Consider the following 19,568-nt stretch of genomic DNA (forward strand, 5'->3'; position numbering starts at 1 on the left):
CACGGTGCACGGTGGACGGGCCGAGCTCGCCCACCTGAACCGCAAGAGCTGGCTGCCCGGCGACGGCGCGACCCCGCGCTGGGAGACCCTGCCGCGCGCGGACGGGCCCTGGTTCCCCGGTCCCGCTGTGGGGTGCCGGCCCGTCGCAGCACCCCGGTGGAGCGGGCTACACCGGCACCGGCGCCGGAACCGGGTCGGACAGCCGCCCCAGGACGCTGACGCCGCGGCGGATCTCGCTCACGGTGACGTTGCCGAAGCCGAGCACCAGCGCGGGCGGGAGAGGACGGCGGGGGCCGTCGTCGTCGGGGGTGACCCGGTAGTCGCCGACGCCGCGCACGGCCACCCCCGCTGCCGCCGCGCGCGCCACCACGCGCGACTCGTCGACGTCGGCCGGCAGTCGGAGGAGCGCGTGGTGACCCGCGTCGAGCCCGGTGATCGAAGCGCCGGCCATGTGCTCGGCCACGGCCGTGACGAGGGCGTCGCGACGTCTGCGGTAGCTGTCGCGGACCTTGCGGAGGTGCCGGTCGAAGCGGCCGGTCTCGATGAGCCGCGCCAGCGCTGCCTGGTCGAGCTGGGGGACCCCGCGGCAGGAGAGGGCCTTCTCGGCCAGCACGGCGTCGCGGAAGCGCGGGGGCGTGAGGACCCATCCGATGCGCAGGGCGGGTGCCAGGGTCTTGCTGACCGACCCCAGCGCGACCACGTGGCTGGGCGCCAGGCCCTGGAGCGAGCCGACCGGCTGTCGGTCGTAGCGGAACTCCGCGTCGTAGTCGTCCTCGAGGATCACTCCGTCGACCCGGTGCGCCCACTCCACCAACTGGTGGCGACGGGACGGACTCAGCACCGCCCCGGTCGGGCAGTGGTGCGCCGGGGTGAGGAGCACGGCGCGTGCGCCGCTGGCGTGCAGGTCGTCGACCCGGACCCCCTGGGAGTCCACGGGCACGGCCGAGACCCGCAGGCCGGCACGTCGCGCGATGCGGTCGTGGTACCTGGGGCCCGGGTCCTCCAGGCCGATCCGGTCGATGCCGTGCGCGACGAGGGCACCGAGGACGAACGTCAGGCCCTGCCGGAAGCCGCCCACGACGACCGTGTCCGCGGGGTCGGCGCACCCGGCGCGCACCCGGCGGTGGTACCCCGCCAGCACGTCGCGCAGGTGGTCGTCGCCCTCGGTCGCGCCGTCACCGAGGGCGGCCGTGGGCAGCGCGCTCATGGCATCGCTCAGCGCCCACAGCCAGTCGCGGGCGGGGAACGCGCGCAGGTCGGGAACGCCGTAACCGAAGTCGATGAGCGGCCTCGGACCGGGGTCGGCCGGCGGTGCCCCGGCGCCCGCCGCGCGCGGGTGGGCGTCTCCGGTGACCCGGTCCGCGACCCGTGTGCCGGAGCCGACGGCGGAGACGAGGTAGCCCTCGGCCAGCAGCTGCTCGTACGTCGAGACCACCAGGCCCCGGGACACGCCCAGCTGGTCGGCGAGCTGCCGGGTCGACGGCAGGCGCTCGCCGGAGCGCAGCCGTCCCGTGCGGATCGCCGTGCGCAGGGCCTCCTGCACCTGCTGCCCCAGCGGAGTGCCTGCGGCCCGGTCCACCGCCAGCATGAGTTCCGGCACGACCCCGGAGAAGTCGACGGGCATGGGGCCGACCCTAGCGCGCAGAGTGCCGAAATGGACCATTTCGTCGAGCTCGGAGTGGACCTTCGCAATGGACCGATTCAGCGCGAGGCTGGAGGCGTCCAGCACGGCCACCGATCAGGAGAACCGGACATGAGCATCGGGACCGCGCCTGCTGCGGGACTCGGCAGCGCGGCCGCCGGCATCGTCCTCCTCCGGGCACTCCCCCAGGGCCGCATGGCCGTCGTCGTCCTGCGTCCGCCGTCGGCGCGGCCGTGCTGCCGGTGGTGGTCGGCCTCGTCGGTTTCCGGATTCCCGCACCCACCAACAGGAGATCCTCGTGTACGACACCGACCCGCAGAGCGCCGACGGCAAGGTCCTGTGGCACTTCGCCATGTCGTTGGACGGCTACGTCGCCGGTCCGGGGCACGCCATGGACTGGATGAACGGCTTCTCCAACCGGCCCAGCCTGACCGACGAGTACGTCGCGACCACCGGGGCCGTCCTCGCCGGGCGCGACGCCTTCGACAGCGCGATCGGCGACGCCAGGCCCTACGGCGATCAGTGGAGGGGCGCGCTCTTCGTGCTCACCCACCACCCGGAGGACGCGCGGCCGGTCGGCGACATCACCATCCTCAGCTGCCCCGTCGAGGAGGCGGTGGCGATCGCCCTGGAGGCCGCCGCCGGCAAGAACGTGGAGGTGTTCTCGGCGGACATCGGCCGCCAGCTCCTCGAGCTCGGTCTCATCGACGAGATCGACCTGCACATCGCGCCGATCCTGCTCGGCGACGGGATCCGCCTCTACGACAATCCCGGCGCCGCACCGATCAGGCTCGACCGGATGTGCGTCCCGGACCCGACTGCCGAGGTCAACGTGCGCTACCGACCCCGGCGGCCGTGAGCCCCCGACCGGGACGCCGCTGCGCGCCCGTCGAGACTGTCCGTCCCGCGACCACGACCCCGTTGCCCGGGGTTGCCGTGGTCATCGGTTTCCGCCCTCGGCAAGGGTGGGCAGTGAGCCGTTGCCATCCCTGCCCGCCACCCGGCGCAGGATCCCGGGCGGGTCCGCCGGCGCCTCGTCGCCCGCCCACGCCACGTACTGATCCGGCCGGACCAGGACCAGCCGCGCCCCGTACCGCCCGAGTGGCCCATCGCCGGTGCCCCTGACGACGGTCAGCGGGAGCCGCAGGGCCTCGGCCGCCGCGGCGAAGCCGGTCGGGTCGGCGTCCAGGGCCAGCAGGGTGAAGCCCCTGCCCAGCTCGTCGAAGACGTCGCGGCCGTCCGGCAGCGGCCCGGGCGCGAGGTGGTGTCCCGCCCGCGCGGCGAACGAGTGCGCACCCCTGGCCCCGCTCGCGCCGCCGGCCGGGCCGAACACCACCGGGGAGCCCTCGTAGTGCGGCTCGACCTCACGCAGCCGGGCCGCGGTCTCGCCGAGCAGCGTCCGCAGACCCGCCCCGAAGCCGTCCCCGTCCCGCCCGGGGTCGTGCGCCTCGAGGAACGCCGCCTCCTGCCGGATCGTCGCGGCGATGACGTTCTCGGCCATGTCGTCGACGACGGCCCGGCGCTCTGCGGTGTAGGAGTCGAGCAGGGCGTCGCCCGCCCAGCCGTCGAGCACCGCCGACAGCTTCCACCCGAGGTTGACCGCGTCCTCCAGCCCGGTGTTGAGCCCGAACCCGCCGTAGGGCGGGTGGGTGTGCGCGGCGTCGCCGGCCAGGAACACCCGCCCCGACCGGTAGCTGTCGGCGATCCGGACCCGCAGGTCCCACAGGCCCGTGTGCTCGATGTCGCAGGCGAACTCGAAGCCGGCGGCCTCGTGCAGGACCCGCCGGACGTCCAGGTCGGCCGCGGCGGAGCGGGGCACCGGGGCGTGGAAGAAGAACCCGCTCGCCGGATCGACGCGGCCGAAGAACCGCCAGAAGCCCCGCAGGTCCGGATGCATGACCCGGTAGGTCGCCTGCTCGGGGAACCGTCGCAGGACCCGGTCCAGCTCCGGCGACCGGAACACCACCAGCGCCATCAGCGCGTCGAAGTCGGTGCCGTGCCGCGCGATGCCGCCGTGCTCGCGCACCAGCGAGCGGCCGCCGTCGCAGCCGACGAGGAAGTCGCCCCGCAGGACCTTCCGCTCCCCCTCCTTCTCGACGAGCACCCGGACGCCGTCGGCGTCCTGGCCGGTCTCGACGGCGCGCCAACCGAGGAGGGCGTCGATCGGATCGACCTCCGCGATCCGCTCGCGCAGCACCCGCTCGGTGCGGTACTGCGGCAGCCGCCCGTTCGCCTGCGCGTAGTAGGCGCTCATCGCCTCGCGGCCGGGCGGAGCCAGCCAGTGCTCGGCCAGCAGGTCCCCGTACACCGTCACCATCCCGGTGGGACACCCCGGCGGCATCACCGCCGCGGCCCGCACCCGCTCGGCCACACCCCACGACCGGAAGTGCTCGAAACTGCGCTGGGTCAGGTTCTGCCCCTTGGGGATGGTGCCGAGCCCGGTCCGCCGCTCCACCAGCGCGCACCGCACACCGCGCAACCCCAACTCGAGCGCGAGCCCGGCACCGACCGGGCCGGCCCCCACGATCACCACCCGGTGCCCGTCCGTCATGGATCCCCCTGATCGCGACCGACCCGCGGGGCCGCGCCATGCAGCAGGCTAGCTACGATTCCGCATCCCACGAAGGAACTCACCTAGAATTCCCCCATGTCGAATCCGCGTCGCCGCAGGACGCCTGCCGCTCCGGCCCTCGACGGCGCGACGTCGACGTCTGTGGACAACGCGCTGTGGCTGCTGCAACTCGTCGGGGAGCACCAGGCGTTGCGCGTGGCCGAGGCGGCCGACCTGCTCGGGGTCGCCCGCTCGACCGCGCATCGCCTCCTGACGGCACTGCGCAGGCGGGGCTTCGTGATGCAGGACCGCCCCAACGGGGCGTACCGGCCGGGTCCGGCGCTGTACGAGATCGGCCTGGCCGCGGTGAGCCGCATCGACATCCGCCGCGTCGCCCGCCCCGTGCTCGAGCAGATCCAGCAGATGACCCAGGAGACCGCGAGCCTCGCCGTGCTGGAGGGGACGATGGTGCGCTTCCTGGACTGCGTCGAGAGCCCGCGCTCGGTCCGGGTCGGCAACCGCATCGGGGTGGTCCGGCCCGCGCACGCGTCCGCGGTCGGCAAGGCCATCCTGGCCGGGCTGCCCGACGCCGAACTGGACCGGCGCTACCCCGGTGACGAGTTGCCGCCCGCCACCACCTCCGCCGCCCTCACCGAGGTCGCCGCGCTCCGGGCCGAGATCGCGGTCGTCCGGGCCCAGGGCTACGCGCTGAACTGGGAGGAGAGCACCGACGGGGTGTGCGCGGTCGCGGCGGCGCTGCGCGACACCGTCGGCCAGCCCCTTGCCGGGCTGGGCGTGGCCGCCCCGAGCAGCCGGGTGACCAGCCTGGACGGGATCCGCGCGTTCGCCCCGGCCGTGCAGCGCGGCGCCGAGATGGTGCTGGAGCGGCTGCGCGCGCCCGAGTAGCTCGGTCACCTCGCAAACCCAGCGGTGTTCTCGCAGCCCGCCCGCGCGCTGCGAGAACCCAGCCATGGCTGCGACACCCGCTCCATCCTGCGATGTCGACCGCAGCCCGTGCATGCCCGGCGTGCGGGCGATCGTTCGACAGAGCGGAACTAGTCCTCACATGAGTCCGCATGCGTGGACATCTCTCCTGCCGCGACCCTAGTGTGACCCGCATCTCGCTTCGCCACGACGGGAGCGGGAGGTTGCGGGGTCGGCGTCGACACGGCACCTGGCACCCGACACCCCATCCGCGGTGGACGACCTCGGGAGGCCGACATGCGCAACCGCCTGATGCCGTGCGTATTGGCCGCTGTGGCGGTCGCCGCGGCAGCCTGCGGCGGTGAGGCGGCCACCGCCCCCGACGGGACCGAGCTGACCGAGGTGACGGTGGGCATCGTCCCGTTCAGCCCGAACGCGGTGCTCTTCCTGGCCATGGAGCGCGGGATGTTCGCCGAGCGCGGGCTGAGCGTGACCGTGGAGCCCGCGGCCTCGCCCATCCCCGTCGTGGCCTCGCTGGTCGCCGAGCAGGCCGAGTTCGGCTTCGTCACCACACCGGTGCTCATCAACGCCAACCGCGAAGGCACCCCGATCAAGTGCGTGAGCCCCGTCGACGGTCAGGTCAGCCCGGACCGCGACTCCAGCGCGCTGGTCGCCGCGGCCGGCAGCGGCATCGACTCCCTCGACGACCTGTCCGGCCGCACGGTGGCCGTCGTGCAACTGGCCAGCATCAACCTGATCGGCGCCAAGAAGCTCATCGAGGACGCCGGCGCCACCGGCACCGAGTACGTCGCGATGCCCTTCCCGCAGATGCCGCAGGCCCTCGCCGACGGGCGGGTCGACGCCGCGGTGATCACCTCGCCGTACGTGGAGACCGCGCTCGACGCCGGTGCGGTGACCCTGGCCAACCCGAGCTCGCAGTTGTTCCCGACCGGGACGATCTACTGCTACGCCGCGACGGACCGCTTCCTCGCCGACAACCCGGAGCTCGCCCGCGCCTTCCAGGAGACCATGACGGAGGCGATCACCTACGCCGGACAGCACGAGGACGAGGCGAAGGCGACCCTGGTCGAGCACCTCCAGCTCACCCCGGAGCAGGCACAGGCGCAGATCATCCCGAGCAACTACGTCCCCGAGATCAACCTGGACTCGATCACGACCATCCAGGACCTGATGCGCGCGCAGGGTGCGATCGACAGCAGCGTCGACCCGGCCGACGTCGTCTGGCAGCCGCAGGGATAGGCCCGGACCGGGAGCGATGACGTGGGCCCCAGCAGCGACGGAGTCGAGAGGCGCTGGTCGCCGATCGCGGCGCGGCTGCTGGTCGTCGCCGCCGTGCTCGCCGGATGGGAGTACCTCAGCGCGTCCGGATCGCTGGACGCGAGCTCGTTCCCGAGCATGACGGACACGATGGCGGAGCTGGCGCGCCAACTGCTGTCCGCCGACCTCTGGACCGCGCTCTGGAACACCGTCCGGGGCTGGGCGACCGGCCTGGCGATCGGCGGCTCGCTGGCGGTCCTGGTGGGCACCCTGCTCGGCCTGAACCGCTTCGCCTACCTCAGCGTCATCCCCGTCGTCGAGTTCCTGAAGACGGTCCCGGTCATCGCGATCCTGCCGCTGGCCATCGTCGTCTGGGGCGCCACGCTGCAGATGAAGGTCTTCCTCGTCGCGTTCGGGGTGTTCTGGCCGCTGACCATCCAGGTCATCTACGGGGTCCGCGCCGTGGACCCGGTCGTGCGGGACACGGCCGTCGTCCTGCGGCTGCGGGGGGTGCGCCGGTTCGTCGGCGTGACCCTGCCCAGTGCCGCGCCGTTCATCGCGACCGGCCTGCGGGTCGCCGCGGCCGTCGGGTTGATCCTGACGATCATCGCCGAGCTCATCGGCGGCGCGAAGGGCCTGGGCCTGAGCATCCTCACGTCGGTGAACGCCGGTCCGCAGCGGCTGCCGGCGACGTACGCGCTCATCCTCGTCACCGGGGTGGCCGGGGTGGTCGTGACCAGCGCGTTCGCCCGGCTCGAGCGCCGTGTCCTGCATTGGCACGAGAGCCAGCGCAACCTCGCGCCGACGGGGGCGTGAGGCGATGACCGGTGCGGTCGCGCTGCGGTGGGTCTGGTCGAACGTCTGGCGGCTGTGGTTCTCCGCCGCGATCCTGGTGCTCTGGTGGGTGCTCTCCGCGGACAGCACGTCGACGTTCTTCCCACCGCTGCAGCGCATCCTGGAACGCCTGCACGCCCTGTGGATCGTGGGTGACGCCCGGCGCGAGCTGTGGTCGAGCCTGGGCCACTTCGCCGTCGGCTACACCGTCGCCGGGCTCGTCGGCGTCGGCGTCGGCGCGCTGCTGTGGAAGTTCCGCCGCATCGGGGACGCGGTGTCCCCCGTGCTGTACTTCGTCTACGTGATCCCGACGGCGGCGCTGCTGCCCGCGATCGTGGCGATCATGGGCATCGGATCGGCGATGAAGATCACCATCATCGTGCTGGCCGCGGTGTGGCCGACGATGCTCAACACCCTGGACGGGATGCGCGGCGTCGACCCGCTCAAGCTCGACACGGCGAAGGTCCTGCACATGTCCGCGCTCCGGACGGTCCGGACCGTCGTGGTGCCCGCGGCGATGCCCCAGATCATGGCCGGGCTGCGGCACAGCCTGCAGGTCGCGGTGATCATGATGGTGGTCAGCGAGCTGATCGCGTCGCAGTCGGGCATCGGCTTCTTCATCCTGGAGGCGCAGCAGCGCTTCGCCATCACCGAGATGTGGACGGGGATCATCGTCCTCGCCCTGGTCGGGAGCGTCCTGACGGTCGTCTTCATCGCCGTCGAGCGCGTCGTGCTGGCCTGGTACATCGGCGCTCGCGCCGTCGAGCGGAAGGGTTGAGCCGTTGCCGCGACCAGAGGTGGCCCGCCCCGACCCGTCGGTCGCGGCGTCGGAGCGGGCCGGCGACCCGGTGCTGTCGGTCCGCACCCTCGCGAAGGCCTACGACGCCGGGACGTCGAGGGAGAACCTCGCCATCGCCGAGGTGTCCTTCGACGTGGCCAAGGGCGAGTTCGTCTGCGTGGTCGGGCCCAGCGGCGCGGGCAAGACGACGCTGCTGCGCTGCCTCAGCGGGCTGCTCGTGCCGACGTCGGGCGAGGTCCGGTTCGAGGGCACGCCGCTGCGGGCGGTCCCCGACCGGCTGAGCGTCGTCTTCCAGGACTACAGCCGCTCCCTGTTCCCGTGGCTCACCGTCAACCGCAACGTCGCGGTGCCGCTGCGGGTCGCGGGCGTCGGGAAGCAGCAGCGGGAGGCGCGGATCCAGGAGGTGCTGCACGCCGTCCGGCTCGGCGACGTCGGCCGCAGCTACCCGTGGCAGCTCTCCGGCGGCATGCAGCAGCGCGTGGCGATCGCCCGGGCGCTCGCCCAGCAGCCGGACATGCTGCTCATGGACGAGCCGTTCGCCTCGGTCGACGCCCAGACGCGCTTCGACCTGGAGGACCTGATCCTCGAGGTGCGCCGCGAGCTCGACATCACCGTCGTGCTCGTCACCCACGACATCGACGAGGCGGTGTACCTCGCCGACCGGATCGTCGTCCTCACCGGGGCCCCTAGCCGCGTCCAGGAGATCGTCGACGTGCCGCTGGAGCGGCCGCGCACCCAGCTCGGCACGCGGTCGAGCGAGGCGTTCGGCCGCCTGCGCCGCCACCTGATGGAGCTCGTCACCACCTCGTCCTGACCGTCCGCGCGAGGAGACCCCGACCATGCCCCGACCCGCCGAGGCCCTGCTCGACGTGATCAACGACTGGGGTGTGGACCGGCTGTTCACCTGCCCGGGCAGCACCGAGGCCGCCGTGCTGGACGCACTGGTCCTGCGCGAGGACGTCGAGCTGGTGCTCACCACCCACGAGGGCGTCGCGGTGTCGATGGCCGACGGCCTGGCCCGGGTCACCCGCCGTCCCACCGTGGCCTACCTGCACGCGAACGTCGGACTGACCAATGGACTCAGCAATCTGGGCGCCGCCCAGCTGGCCTACTCCCCCGTCGTCGTGCTCAACGGGATCAAACCGTCGTCGATCCAGGCCAGGGAGGGCTTCACCACCGCCCGCCGCATGCGCGACCTCGTGCACCAGTACGTGAAGTCCGACTGGCAGTCGCTCACCGCCCAGGCGATCCCCGAGGACGTCAACCGCGCCTTCCGCACGGCCGTGACGGAGCCGGCGGGTCCGGTCTGGGTGGCGCTGAGCCAGGACCTGATGGAGAGCACCGCCGATGTCGGCGTACCCGACGCGGCGGCCTACCGGTTCGACTCGCGGGTGCGGCCGGCTCCCGACGCCGTCCGGGCCGCGGCCGACCTGCTCGCCGCCGCCGAGCGGCCCGTCCTCGTCGCCGGCGGCGAGCTCGCCCGCGTCGGTGCTGTCGACGAGCTGGTGAGCCTCTCCGAACGGCTCGGGGCGCCGGTCCTGCACGAGGACCGGCGCGGGTTCGAGCGCCCCGGCTTCCCCACCGACCACCCCCACTTCCGCGGCCAGTACGAGGTGGGGCACCCACTGGTGCGCCGGGCCGACCTCCTCGCCTTCCTGGGCGCCCGCGTGTTCAACGAGTTCGAACCCGCCCGCGTCCCCCCGCTGCCGACCGGGGTGCCGGTCGTGCACAGCCACACCGACCCCAGGCACGTCGGCATGATCTACGGCGTCGACGCGGCCCTGATCGGCGATCAGCGACTGGTGCTGGAGGCGCTGTCCACCGCACTGTCCAAAGCACTGCCCCCGGTCCCGCCGCGCGAGGTCCCACCGGCCGCGCCGGCCGCGCCCCGCGCCCCGTCGGCGTCGGGCGGCCCGCTCCAGCCCGCCGACGTCGTCGACGTCATCACCGACTCGCTGCGCGGCTCGGCCATCGTCGGCGACGCCACGACCGCGGGCGGGATCCTGCAGCAACGGGCGCACCAGCACACCGGCGACGACTACTTCGTCTCGACGTCGGGCTCGCTCGGTTGGGGGATGGGCGCCGCGCTCGGCGTCGCGATGGGCATGCCGCACCGGCACGTCGCGGCGGTGCTCGGCGACGGCGTGTTCCAGTTCGGCCTGCCGGCCCTGTGGTCGGCGGCCCGCGGCGGCCTGCCCGTCACCTACGTGGTCATGAACAACCAGAGCTACGCCGCCGTCGGCGCGGCGCTGCGACGCTACGGTGGCGAGGCGGTCGCGCGGCAGCGCTACCCCGGCGTGGACATCGCAGGCCCCCGGATCGCCGACGTCAGCACCGCGTTCGGCGTCCCCGGTCGGCGGGTCGACAGCCTCGCCGATCTCCGGGAGTGCCTCGACGCCGCTCGCACGGTCGACCACCCCACCCTCGTCGAGGTGATGACCGACCCGACGACGTTCGGTCCCTAGTAGGACAGCCATCAGCGGCGGGCCGGCGTGCGTATCAGCGCCCCAGCACGCGCCGCACGGCCGCCACGACCGAGGCGGCGTCGGGCAGGTAGGCGTCCTCCAGGCCGGGGCTGAGCGGGATCGGCTGGAACGGCGCCCCGATCCGTTCGACCGGGGCGTCGAGGTCGTCGAACGCCGCTTTGTGCACCGTGGCGGCGATCTCCGCGCCGAACCCGCCGTGGACGACGGCCTCGTGCGCGACTACCAGGTGGTGGGTGCGGCGCACCGAGTCGAGCACCGCGGGCAGGTCCAGCGGGACCAGCGTGCGCGGGTCGACGACCTCCACCTCGATGCCCTCCGCGGCCAGCCGGTCGGCCGCGGCCAGCGACTCCGACACCATCCGCGACATCGCCAGCACCGTCACGTCCCGGCCCGGCCGCAGGGTCGCCGCCACGCCGATCGGCACCGGCTCGACGACCTCGGGCACCTGCTCCCTGCGCGGGTAGAGGATCTTGTTCTCCACCACGACCACCGGGTCCGGGTCGGCGATCGCCGAGGCCAGCAGGCCGGCCGCGTCCACGGCCCGGCTCGGCATCACCACCTTCAGCCCGGGCACGTGGCACAGCCAGCTCTCCAGGCTCTGCGAGTGCTGCGCCGCGCCCCGCTGCCCGGCCCCGCCCTGGGTGCGTAGCACCATCGGCACGCCGAGCTGGCCGCCGGACATGAACCGGGCCTTCGCGGCCTGGTTGACCAGCTGGTCCAGGGCCAGGGTCAGGAAGTCCACGTACATGATCTCCAGCACCGGGCGCAGCCCGGACTGGGCGGCGCCGATCGCGACACCGCAGATCGCGGCTTCACTGATCGGGGTGTCCAGCACCCGACCGACGCCGAACTCCTCGGCCAGACCGGTGGTGACGGTGAACGGTCCGCCCACCGAGACGTCCTCGCCCAGCACCACCACCGACGGGTCCGCGCGCATGGCGGTGGCCAGCGCCGAGCCGATGGCCCGGGCGTAGGTCGTGGACGTCGTCGGGCCGGTCATCGCCGGTAGGCCAGCGACGCGGCCAGGGCGGCGTCGGGGAACGGGCTCTCCCGGGCCGCCAGCACGGCCCGCTCCACCTGGTCGCGGGCGGTTCGCTCGAACCCGGGCAGCTCGTCCGGGTCGAGGCGACCGTCACCGGTCGCCGCCCGCTGCAGGCGCGCGATGGGGTCGCGCTCGCGCCACTCGGCCGACGACACGGCCTCCCGGTAGCGGTCGGGGTCGCCCTCGTAGTGCCCGCGCAGCCGGTGGGTCAGGCACTCCAGCAGCGCCGGCCCCTCCCCCGCCCGCACCGCCGGGAGCAGCCCGGCCACGGCGGCCCACACGGCGTCGACGTCGTTGCCGTCCACGGTTCCCCCGACCAGGCCGTAGGGGGCGACCACGTCGCGGACCCGCTCCACCGGGGTGTGCGCCGAGCGCGGGCTGAACTCGGCGAAGCCGTTGTTCTCGCAGACGAGCAGCACCGGCAGCCGCCACAGCGCGGCCAGGTTGACCGACTCGGCGAACAGGCCGGCCTGCACCGCGCCGTCGCCGAAGAACACCACCGCCACCGCGTCGCGGCCGGCGGCGTGCAGCGCCAGCGCGGTGCCCAGGGCCAGCGGGATGTTGCCGCCCACCACCCCGGTGGCGCCCAGGAACCCGTGCTCGACGTCGACCAGGTGCATCGACCCGCCCATCCCCCGGCACAGCCCGTCGCGGCGGCCCATCAGCTCGGCCAGCGCGCGCGTCATCGGCGCGCCCTTGGCCAGCGCGTGGCCGTGGGCCCGGTGCCCGCTGTAGACGGCGTCGTCGGTGCGCAACTGCCCGCAGACTGCGGCGGCGACGCCCTCCTGGCCGATCGAGAGGTGGATCAGCCCGTGCACCTCGTCGGCCCGCTTGAGCTGCCCGACGCGCTCCTCGAACGCCCGGATGCGCCACATCGTGGCCAGCACCGCGCGGGTCTGCTCGGCGTCCACGCTCAGACCCGGGTCCCGGAGTATTCGACGACTCGGCGCACCGCGGCGACGACCTTCGCCTCGTCGGGCAGCACGTGCTCCTCCATCGGCCGGCTGTAGGCGATCCCCGCGTCCAGCCCGGTGACCTGCACGATCGGAGCGCGCAGCGCGTCGAACCCGGCCTCGGCCACCTCGGCGGCGAGCACCGCGGAGACCGAGGCGTGCCGGGTGGCCTGGTCGACCAGCACCAGCCGCCCGGTGCGCCGCACCGAGGCCAGCACGGTGGCGGTGTCCAGCGGGGCGATCGTGCGCGGGTCGATCACCTCGGCCTCGATGCCGTCGGCGGCCAGCGTCGCGGCCGCCGCCAGGGCCATCGGCACGGTCCAGCCGGTGGCCACCAGCGTGACGTCGGCGCCCGGCCGGCGGATCACGGCCTGCCCGAAGGGCACCAGGTGCTCGCCGTCGGGCACCTCACCGCGGTCCAGGGTCAGCAGGTAGTGGTGCAGGAACAGCACCGGGTTGTCGTCGCGGATCGCGCTGGCCATCAGCCCCTTGGCGTCGGCCGGGGTGGACGGCAGGGCGACCTTCAGCCCGGGCACGCCCATGAACATCCCGTAGATCGAGCCGGTGTGCTGCCCGGCCCAGCCCGCGGTGAACCCGTAGCCGGCCTTGAGCACCATCGGCACCCGCACCCGCCCGCCGCTCATGTGGTGGAACCGGTTGCCCTCGTTGACCACCTGGTCCATGGCGACCAGCAGGAACTCCGCCATCGTGGCGTCCACGACCGGGCGCATCCCGGCCAGCGCGGCGCCGACGGCCATCCCGATCTCGGCGGTCTCCGAGATCGGGGTGACCCGCACCCGGTTCTCGCCGTAGCGCTGCACGAACGGGTCGTCGGGCCGGCCGCCGACGCTCTGCCCGAGCAGCAGCACCCGCTCGTCGCGGGCCATCTCCAGGTCGATCGCCTCCATCACGGCGCCGATGTAGGTGGTCTCGTGGGTGCTCATGCCGGGGCCTCCGCGTACACGTGCTCCAGTGCGGCCGCCGGCTCCGGGAACGGGGCGGCCAGGGCGGTGTCGACCGCGTGCTGCATCTCCTCGGCGGCGTCCGCGAGGATCGAGCGGGCCAGGGCGTCGCTGAGCACGCCCCCGGCGACCAGCGCGGCCCGGAAGCGCGGCACCGGGTCGCCGCGCTTGGCCGCCTCGTACTCCTCGACCGCCCCGAACCGGGAGATCGCCTCGTGCTCCGGGTAGTGCAGCGGCACCCCCGGTGGGGCGATCGAGTTGCCGTGCGCGGAGAGGCGGTAGACCCGCGACTCCACCAGCGTCGGTCCCTCCCCCGCCCGGGCCCGCGCGACGGCCGCCGACAGCGCGTCGTACACGGCCAGCGGGTCGCCGCCGTCGACGGTGACGCCGGGCATCGAGTACGCCCTGGCCTTGGTGGCCAGCGGCTCGCCTGCCGCGGCGTTCGCGTCCTCCTGCTCGGTGCGCACCCCCGCGCTGAAGCTGTTGTTCTCCAGGACGTAGACCACCGGCAGCTTCCACAGCGCGGCGATGTTGAGCGACTCGTGGAACGCGCCCTGCTTGCTGGCGCCGTCGCCGAAGAAGCCGAGGACGACGTCCCGGTCGCCGCGGATCTGCGCGGCCCACGCCGCGCCGGTGGCGTGCGGGATGCCCTGGCCGACGATGCCGGAGGTGCCCAGGAACCCGCGCTCGGGGTCGCACAGGTGCATCGAGCCGCCGTATCCCCCGCAGGTGCCGGTCGCGCGCCCGTAGATCTCGGCCATCATCGCGGCGGTGTCGCTGCCCAGCGCGATCGGGTAGCCGTGGCAGCGGTAGGTGGCGGTCAGCTGGTCGCCGGGGCGCAGCGCGGCCACCGACCCGACGATCGAGGCCTCGGCCCCGTCGGCCAGGTGGGTGTGCCCGCGGATCACCCCCGGGTGCTCGGCGAAGGTCCGCTTGACCCGCTCCTCGAACTCGCGGATGCGCACCATCTGCCGGTAGAGCTCGACCAGCCGCTCGGTGCCCAGGCCCCGGCCGTCGAACGCGGTATCGGTGGCGGGATCGGTCACGGGGTTCCTCCCTGGCCCGCGCCGGCCAGGTCGAGCTGGGCGCGGGTGGTCTCGACGGTGCGCCGGAACATCTCCGGCATCGGCAGGGCGCGCAGGTCGTCGGAGAGCACCTCGACGCCCCACGGGCCGCGGTAGCCCAGCCCGGTCAGCGCCCGGACGTAGCCGGGGATGTCGAACTCGCCCTCGCCGGGCAGCCGGCGGAACCGGGTGGTCTCCACGCTGTGGTCGGGCATGTCGGCGCGCATCCCGTCGCTGAGCTCGACGTAGCCGAGCAGGTCGGCCGGGATGGCGGCCAGCTCGTCGGGCGCGATCCGCATCTTGCCCAGGTGCCAGGTGTCCAGGGCGATCCCGCCGTTGGCGGCGCCGGCGCCACCCACGATCCGCACCACCGCCTCGATCGAGCCGGCGTTGACGTCGAAGGGCATCAGCTCGTAGGTCAGCGGCGCGCCGTGGCGCCCGGCCGCGTCCGCGCACAGCTCGGCGAAGGCCGTGGTGAGCTGGTCGAGCCCGGCCTCGGTGCGCTTGAGGTTGCCCAGCTTGATGTGGTGCGCCCCGAGCTCGGCCGCGGCGGTGAACAGCAGGTCGCGCTGCTGGTCGGAGGCGGTGCGGCGGGGGTCGCCGGGCGGGACGAACCAGTCGTTGAGGAACTCCAGCTCCAGCACCTCCAGCCCGTGGTCGACGAAGACCGAGCGCAGCTCGGCCGGGCTGTGGGTCTGCAGCAGGTGCTCCAGGTCGGCGTGCCACAGGCCGAGCCCGCGCATCCCGACCCTGGCGGCCTCGGCGCAGCGCTCGGGCCAGCCGAACAGGCTCCACTCCCGGCCGGTGCCGATCTCCACCGGCCCGGCCGTGGTCCAGTACGAGCCGAGCACGTCGACGGTCATGGGACCTCCTCCTGCGGGTCGAGCACCAGGGCGAGGGGTAGATCGAGCAGGGCGGTGAGCCGGGCGAGGAACCGGGCGGCGGTGGCCCCGTCGAGGACGCGGTGGTCGCAGGTCAGCGTCACCGTCATCACCGAACGCACGACCACGGCGCCCTCGCGCACGACGGCGGTGTCGCGGGCGGCGCCCACGGCCAGGATCGCGGCCTGCGGCGGGTTGACCACCGCGGTGAACGCGCGGACGCCGAACGCACCCAGGTTCGACACGGTGAAGGTCGCTCCGCCCAGCTCGGCGGGCGTGCACCGGCCGGCCCGGGCCCGCGCGGCGAGGTCGCGGGTGGCCGCGGCGACCGCGGACAGGCTGCGGGTGCCGGCGTCGGTGACGGTCGGGACGAGCAGCCCGTCGGGGGTGTCCACCGCCATCCCGACGTGCACCCGCTCGTGGGCGACCACCTCCCCGTCGCGCCACTCGGCGTTCACCGCGGGGTGCTCGCGCAGCGCCCGCCCGGCCGCGGTGACGACCAGGTCGGTCACCGTGGGCACGGCGGCCCCGGGGACCTCGGCGATCCGCGCCCGCAGCTCGGCGCAGCCGGTCATGTCGACGTCGGCCGTGAGCACGAAGGTGGGGACACCGCCCGCAGCGGCCAGCCGCTCGGCGGCGACGCGCTGGACCCGGGTGCGCTCGACGACCCCGCCGTCCGCGGAAGGTCCGCCTGCGGAGCGCGCCGCGGCCTCGACGTCGGCGCGGACCACGCGGCCGGTGGGGCCGGTGCCGACCACCCCGGCCGGGTCGACGCCCAGCTCCCGGGCCCGGCGGCGGGCCAGCGGGGAGACCGCCGCCCGTGCGGGCGGTCGCTCGGGCACCGCGACCATGCCGTCCGGGCCGGGTATCCGGCGCCCGCCTGCGGGCACCGTCGCGGGGGGAGCGGCCGGCTCGGCGGGGGCGGTGGTGGTGGCACCCGCCGCCGAGCGGGTCGGATCGTCCACGGCGGCCGACGGCGCGGTGCCGGGCGGCAGCAGCCGGGCGATGGGCGTGCCCACCGCGAGCGTGGCGCCGGCCTCGGCCAGTACCTCCAGCACCCCGTCCGCGTCGGCCTCGAACGACACGGTGGCCTTGTCGGTCTCGATCTCGGCGAGCTCCGTGCCGCGGCGCACCTCGGCGCCGGGCTCGTGCAGCCAGGACACGATGGTCCCCTCGGCCATCGACTCCGACAGCCGCGGCATCCGCACCTCGACGCCGCCGCTCCCCCGGACCGCGTCCGCCGGACCGCTCACCGCTCCGCCCGGGGCGGGGTGTGGGACAGCAGGCGCAGCGATCCGCGCAGCGGCATCGCGCTCACCGGTCCTCACTGGTCGTCGGGCCCGGCCCTCGACGCCGGGTCCCCCGAGCCTCGGCCGCGGCGGCCGGGTCACGCCAGCGGCTGTGCGCTCACTTCCTTGTCGATCCGTGCACCGTCGATCCGTGCACCGTCGATCCGTGCACCGCCGGCCGCCCGCATCCCGTCGGTGCGCCGGCTCCGGCGGGCCTCGCGCGGCGAGTGCCCGTACTCGCGCTTGAACACGTGCGAGAAGTGCGTGGGGTCGGTGAACCCCCAGCGGAACGCGATCTCGGTGACCGTGCCGCCGGTGGGCGCCAGCAGGTCCTCCATGCAGCGGGCCAACCGGGACCGGCGCACCAGCGCCGCGACCGACTCGTCGGTGTCGGCGAACGCCGCGTGCAGCGTGCGCAACGACACCGCCAGCGCCCTGGCCACGGCCGCCGGGCCCAGCCGCGGGTCGGCGAGGTTGGCCCGGATGTAGCGGCGGGCGCGGGCCCGCAGCGCCTCGCGGCGGGCTGCCCTGGCGTCCACCGCGTCCGGCTCGACGACCGCCCGCACCAGCTCCAGCAGCACGTCCGCTGCGGCGCCCGCGCTGCGCTCGTCCAGCCGGGGCAGCTCCTCGGACAGCGCGTCCACGTAGCGGACCAGCAGCCCGGTCCCGGGCCGCTCGGCCAGCGCCGGCACCGTCTCGACGTCGGCCAGCCGCGGGCTCACGGCGTGCACCAGGTCCCGCGGGAAGATCACCGTCCGCTTGCGGAAGGGGCCCGGAACGTCCACGTCGACCGGCCGCGTCCCGTCCCACAGCCCGACCGCACCGGTGGTCAGCGTGTGCCCCGCGGCCCGCCCGCGCAGCACCTGCTCGGCGCCGTGGCGCACGATCTGCAGGCCGATGCTGCCCTCGCCCGCGTCGCCCATCACCGCCTTGCCCCGCCGGCCGCTGAAGGCGCCGCAGTCGCACTCGACCAGGCTCAGCGCCCCGAACCGGCGCCGCGACACCGTCGCGGTGAACGCGTCCGGTTCGGGCAGCCGGACATCGAACCCGACGTGGGTGCTGGCCAGCACCCCTTCCCACGCCGCCGTGCGGCGGCGGGGGTCACCGGGGCGCCCCCCCCCCCCGTACACCGGCGCCGCCCGCGGCTCGTCGTGCACGATCGTCATCGATCCCGCCCTTCTCCGGCTCCGGGCCCGGGTCGGGCGACCGGTGCCGGCAATCCTGACGATCCGCGCAATCCCGCGCACCCGGCTGCCGCCGTCCGTAGGGTCGGCGCCGGGGTGTCGGGCGGGGTGCGGAGGTGGGCATGCGGGCCGGGGTGTTCCGAGGGGCGGGCCGGATCGACGTCGAGGAGGTGCCCGACCCGAGCGCCGGACCGGGCGACGTGCTGCTCGAGGTGGCCGCGTGCGGGGTGTGCGGGTCGGACCTGCACGCCTGGACGTCCGGCCCGGACGACCCGACCGGTCACGTCATGGGCCACGAGTTCGCCGGCACCGTGCTCGACGTCGGCGCCGAGGTCACCGGCATCCGTCCCGGCGACCGGCTGACCGGGCTGCCCATCCAGCCCTGCGGCGCCTGCCGGCGGTGCCGCGCCGGGTTGGGCCACCTCTGCGCGGTGTGGACGACCCGCAGCATCGCGTTCGGCCTGCCCGGCGCGTTCGCCGAACGGCTGCGCATCCCCGACGCCCGCCTCGGGCACAACGTGCACCGGCTGCCCGACGACCTGCCGACCGAGCACGGGGCGCTGGTGGAGCCGCTCGCCGTGGCCGTGCACGCGGTGCGGCGGGCGCCGGTGCGCGCCGGGGCACCCGCGCTGGTGCTCGGGCTGGGGCCGATCGGGCTGCACGCCGGGCAGGCCCTGCGCGCCGCGGGGGCCGACCCGGTGTTCGGGCTGGACCGCTCGCCGGCGCGGCTCGCGGTCGCCGAGCGGCTCGGGCTGGTCCCGGTGGCCGACGCCGCCGACCTCCCGGCAGGCGTCGACGTGGTGGTCGAGGCCAGCGGGGCGCCCGCGCTGGTCGAGCGCGCCGTGGCCGCGACCGCCCCGGGCGGCACCGTCGTGCTGGTCGCCCTCTACCACCGCACGGTCCCCTTCGACGCGATGCTGGCGGTGCAGCGGGAGGTCACCGTGCGCGGCAGCGCCAACGTCACCCCGCAGGACTTCCGCGACGCGCTCGACCTGCTGGCCACCGGTCGCGCCCAGGTCGCGCCGCTGATCAGCCACCGGCTGCCGCTGACCGGGATCGCCGAGGCGTTCCGCACCCAGAACGACCCGGACACCTCGGTGAAGGTGCTGGTCACCGGCGCCGACGCGCACCCGACCCCCTAGCCGCGGCCGACGTCGGCCAGCGCGTGGCGGCGGTCGTGTCGCTGGTCATGGAGCCTCCGACTCTGGGTGCCCGACCGGAGCCGCCAGCCTAACCCCGTCGCCGCGAATCGTTAACAATTTTGCTAATGAACCTGTGAACGATCTGTTGTCGATCGTCGCACCCGGAGCTACCGTCCGGTGGGAGTAACGCTCGACCCACTGGCCGCCCGAGGAGGACGACGATGCTCTCCGAGAACGACAACGCACTGCTCACCCGCGTCGGGCCGGGCACTCCGATGGGCGAGCTGCTGCGCCGCTACTGGACCCCGGCCCTGCTGGTCAGCGAGGTCCCCACCCCCGAGTGCGACCCCGTGCGGGTCCGGCTGTTCGGCGAGGACCTGGTCGCCTTCCGCGATGGCACCGGTCGGGTCGGGCTGATCCAGGAGAACTGCCCGCACCGCGGCGCGTCGCTGTACTTCGGGCGCAACGAGGCCGGCCCCGACGGCACGTGCGGGCTGCGCTGCCCGTACCACGGTTGGCAGTTCGACGCGGACGGCG

18 protein-coding genes are annotated in these 19,568 nt (G+C 74.4%); 9 read left to right on the forward strand and 9 right to left on the reverse strand.

Going from position 1 to position 19,568, the window contains the following annotated elements; genetic code table 11:
* Window positions 1-166 precede the first annotated feature (166 nt).
* On the reverse strand, window positions 167-1,624 hold the full coding sequence (gene pdxR / locus KDL28_RS29015) for a MocR-like pyridoxine biosynthesis transcription factor PdxR (protein WP_252443677.1): 1,458 nt from the start codon (window positions 1,622-1,624) through the stop codon (window positions 167-169).
* Window positions 1,625-1,940: 316 nt separating this feature from the next.
* Here pdxR and KDL28_RS29020 point away from each other — a divergent pair, with 316 nt between their 5' ends.
* Window positions 1,941-2,501 (forward strand): dihydrofolate reductase family protein, encoded by a 561-nt coding sequence (locus KDL28_RS29020; protein ID WP_252443679.1) that lies wholly within the window; start codon window positions 1,941-1,943, stop codon window positions 2,499-2,501.
* Window positions 2,502-2,582: 81 nt separating this feature from the next.
* Here KDL28_RS29020 and KDL28_RS29025 read toward each other — a convergent pair whose 3' ends face one another.
* Window positions 2,583-4,193: an FAD-dependent monooxygenase gene (locus KDL28_RS29025; RefSeq protein WP_252443681.1), complete on the reverse strand. Its 1,611-nt coding sequence runs from the start codon at window positions 4,191-4,193 to the stop codon at window positions 2,583-2,585.
* A 96-nt stretch (window positions 4,194-4,289) separates the two neighbouring features.
* Between KDL28_RS29025 and KDL28_RS29030 the strand changes: the two genes are divergently transcribed.
* The 6 genes from KDL28_RS29030 to KDL28_RS29055 all read left to right on the forward strand — a co-directional run bounded on the left by KDL28_RS29030 (window position 4,290) and on the right by KDL28_RS29055 (window position 10,493).
* Complete coding sequence (locus KDL28_RS29030) at window positions 4,290-5,099, forward strand: IclR family transcriptional regulator (protein ID WP_252443683.1); 810 nt, start codon at window positions 4,290-4,292, stop codon at window positions 5,097-5,099.
* 315 nt (window positions 5,100-5,414) lie between these two features.
* On the forward strand, window positions 5,415-6,377 hold the full coding sequence (locus KDL28_RS29035; protein ID WP_252443685.1) for an ABC transporter substrate-binding protein: 963 nt from the start codon (window positions 5,415-5,417) through the stop codon (window positions 6,375-6,377).
* Window positions 6,378-6,398: 21 nt separating this feature from the next.
* On the forward strand, window positions 6,399-7,211 hold the full coding sequence (locus KDL28_RS29040; protein ID WP_252443687.1) for an ABC transporter permease: 813 nt from the start codon (window positions 6,399-6,401) through the stop codon (window positions 7,209-7,211).
* Between the two features lie 4 nt (window positions 7,212-7,215).
* Window positions 7,216-8,007: an ABC transporter permease gene (locus tag KDL28_RS29045; protein WP_252443689.1), complete on the forward strand. Its 792-nt coding sequence runs from the start codon at window positions 7,216-7,218 to the stop codon at window positions 8,005-8,007.
* 4 nt (window positions 8,008-8,011) lie between these two features.
* A complete protein-coding gene (locus tag KDL28_RS29050; protein WP_308216079.1) occupies window positions 8,012-8,842 on the forward strand; it encodes an ABC transporter ATP-binding protein in 831 nt (276 codons plus the stop codon).
* A gap of 25 nt (window positions 8,843-8,867) precedes the next feature.
* Window positions 8,868-10,493 (forward strand): thiamine pyrophosphate-binding protein, encoded by a 1,626-nt coding sequence (locus KDL28_RS29055; protein ID WP_252443691.1) that lies wholly within the window; start codon window positions 8,868-8,870, stop codon window positions 10,491-10,493.
* Between the two features lie 34 nt (window positions 10,494-10,527).
* On the opposite strand, the gene KDL28_RS29060 is transcribed toward KDL28_RS29055, so the two are convergent.
* The 7 genes from KDL28_RS29060 to KDL28_RS29090 all read right to left on the reverse strand — a co-directional run bounded on the left by KDL28_RS29060 (window position 10,528) and on the right by KDL28_RS29090 (window position 17,871).
* Window positions 10,528-11,514: an alpha-ketoacid dehydrogenase subunit beta gene (locus KDL28_RS29060; protein ID WP_252443693.1), complete on the reverse strand. Its 987-nt coding sequence runs from the start codon at window positions 11,512-11,514 to the stop codon at window positions 10,528-10,530.
* Window positions 11,511-12,467 (reverse strand): thiamine pyrophosphate-dependent dehydrogenase E1 component subunit alpha, encoded by a 957-nt coding sequence (locus KDL28_RS29065; protein WP_252443695.1) that lies wholly within the window; start codon window positions 12,465-12,467, stop codon window positions 11,511-11,513. The genes KDL28_RS29060 and KDL28_RS29065 overlap by 4 nt, the downstream gene beginning before the upstream one ends.
* A 2-nt stretch (window positions 12,468-12,469) precedes the next feature.
* Window positions 12,470-13,453, reverse strand: a complete 984-nt coding sequence (locus tag KDL28_RS29070; RefSeq protein ID WP_252443697.1) for an alpha-ketoacid dehydrogenase subunit beta — start codon at window positions 13,451-13,453, stop codon at window positions 12,470-12,472.
* The gene (locus tag KDL28_RS29075) at window positions 13,450-14,517 is read right to left on the reverse strand and encodes a thiamine pyrophosphate-dependent dehydrogenase E1 component subunit alpha (RefSeq protein WP_252443699.1); all 1,068 of its coding nucleotides are present in this window, start codon (window positions 14,515-14,517) and stop codon (window positions 13,450-13,452) included. The genes KDL28_RS29070 and KDL28_RS29075 overlap by 4 nt, the downstream gene beginning before the upstream one ends.
* Window positions 14,514-15,398: a sugar phosphate isomerase/epimerase family protein gene (locus KDL28_RS29080; RefSeq protein ID WP_252443701.1), complete on the reverse strand. Its 885-nt coding sequence runs from the start codon at window positions 15,396-15,398 to the stop codon at window positions 14,514-14,516. Before KDL28_RS29080 ends, KDL28_RS29075 begins: the two co-directional genes overlap by 4 nt.
* Window positions 15,395-16,669 carry a dihydrolipoamide acetyltransferase family protein gene (locus tag KDL28_RS29085; protein ID WP_252443703.1) on the reverse strand — a complete coding sequence of 425 codons (1,275 nt, stop codon included), beginning with the start codon at window positions 16,667-16,669 and terminating at the stop codon, window positions 15,395-15,397. Before KDL28_RS29085 ends, KDL28_RS29080 begins: the two co-directional genes overlap by 4 nt.
* 134 nt (window positions 16,670-16,803) lie before the next feature.
* Window positions 16,804-17,871 (reverse strand): helix-turn-helix domain-containing protein, encoded by a 1,068-nt coding sequence (locus KDL28_RS29090; protein WP_252443705.1) that lies wholly within the window; start codon window positions 17,869-17,871, stop codon window positions 16,804-16,806.
* A 140-nt stretch (window positions 17,872-18,011) separates the two neighbouring features.
* Here KDL28_RS29090 and KDL28_RS29095 point away from each other — a divergent pair, with 140 nt between their 5' ends.
* Both KDL28_RS29095 and KDL28_RS29100 read left to right on the forward strand, forming a co-directional pair.
* Window positions 18,012-19,031, forward strand: coding sequence for a zinc-dependent alcohol dehydrogenase (locus KDL28_RS29095; protein WP_252443707.1), 1,020 nt, complete (start codon window positions 18,012-18,014; stop codon window positions 19,029-19,031).
* A gap of 221 nt (window positions 19,032-19,252) precedes the next feature.
* Window positions 19,253-19,568: Rieske 2Fe-2S domain-containing protein (locus tag KDL28_RS29100; protein ID WP_252443709.1), on the forward strand; the 316-nt coding region annotated here is incomplete at its 3' end.

The sequence above is a fragment of the Pseudonocardia humida genome, from assembly GCF_023898865.1.
Taxonomy (GTDB): domain Bacteria; phylum Actinomycetota; class Actinomycetes; order Mycobacteriales; family Pseudonocardiaceae; genus Pseudonocardia; species Pseudonocardia humida.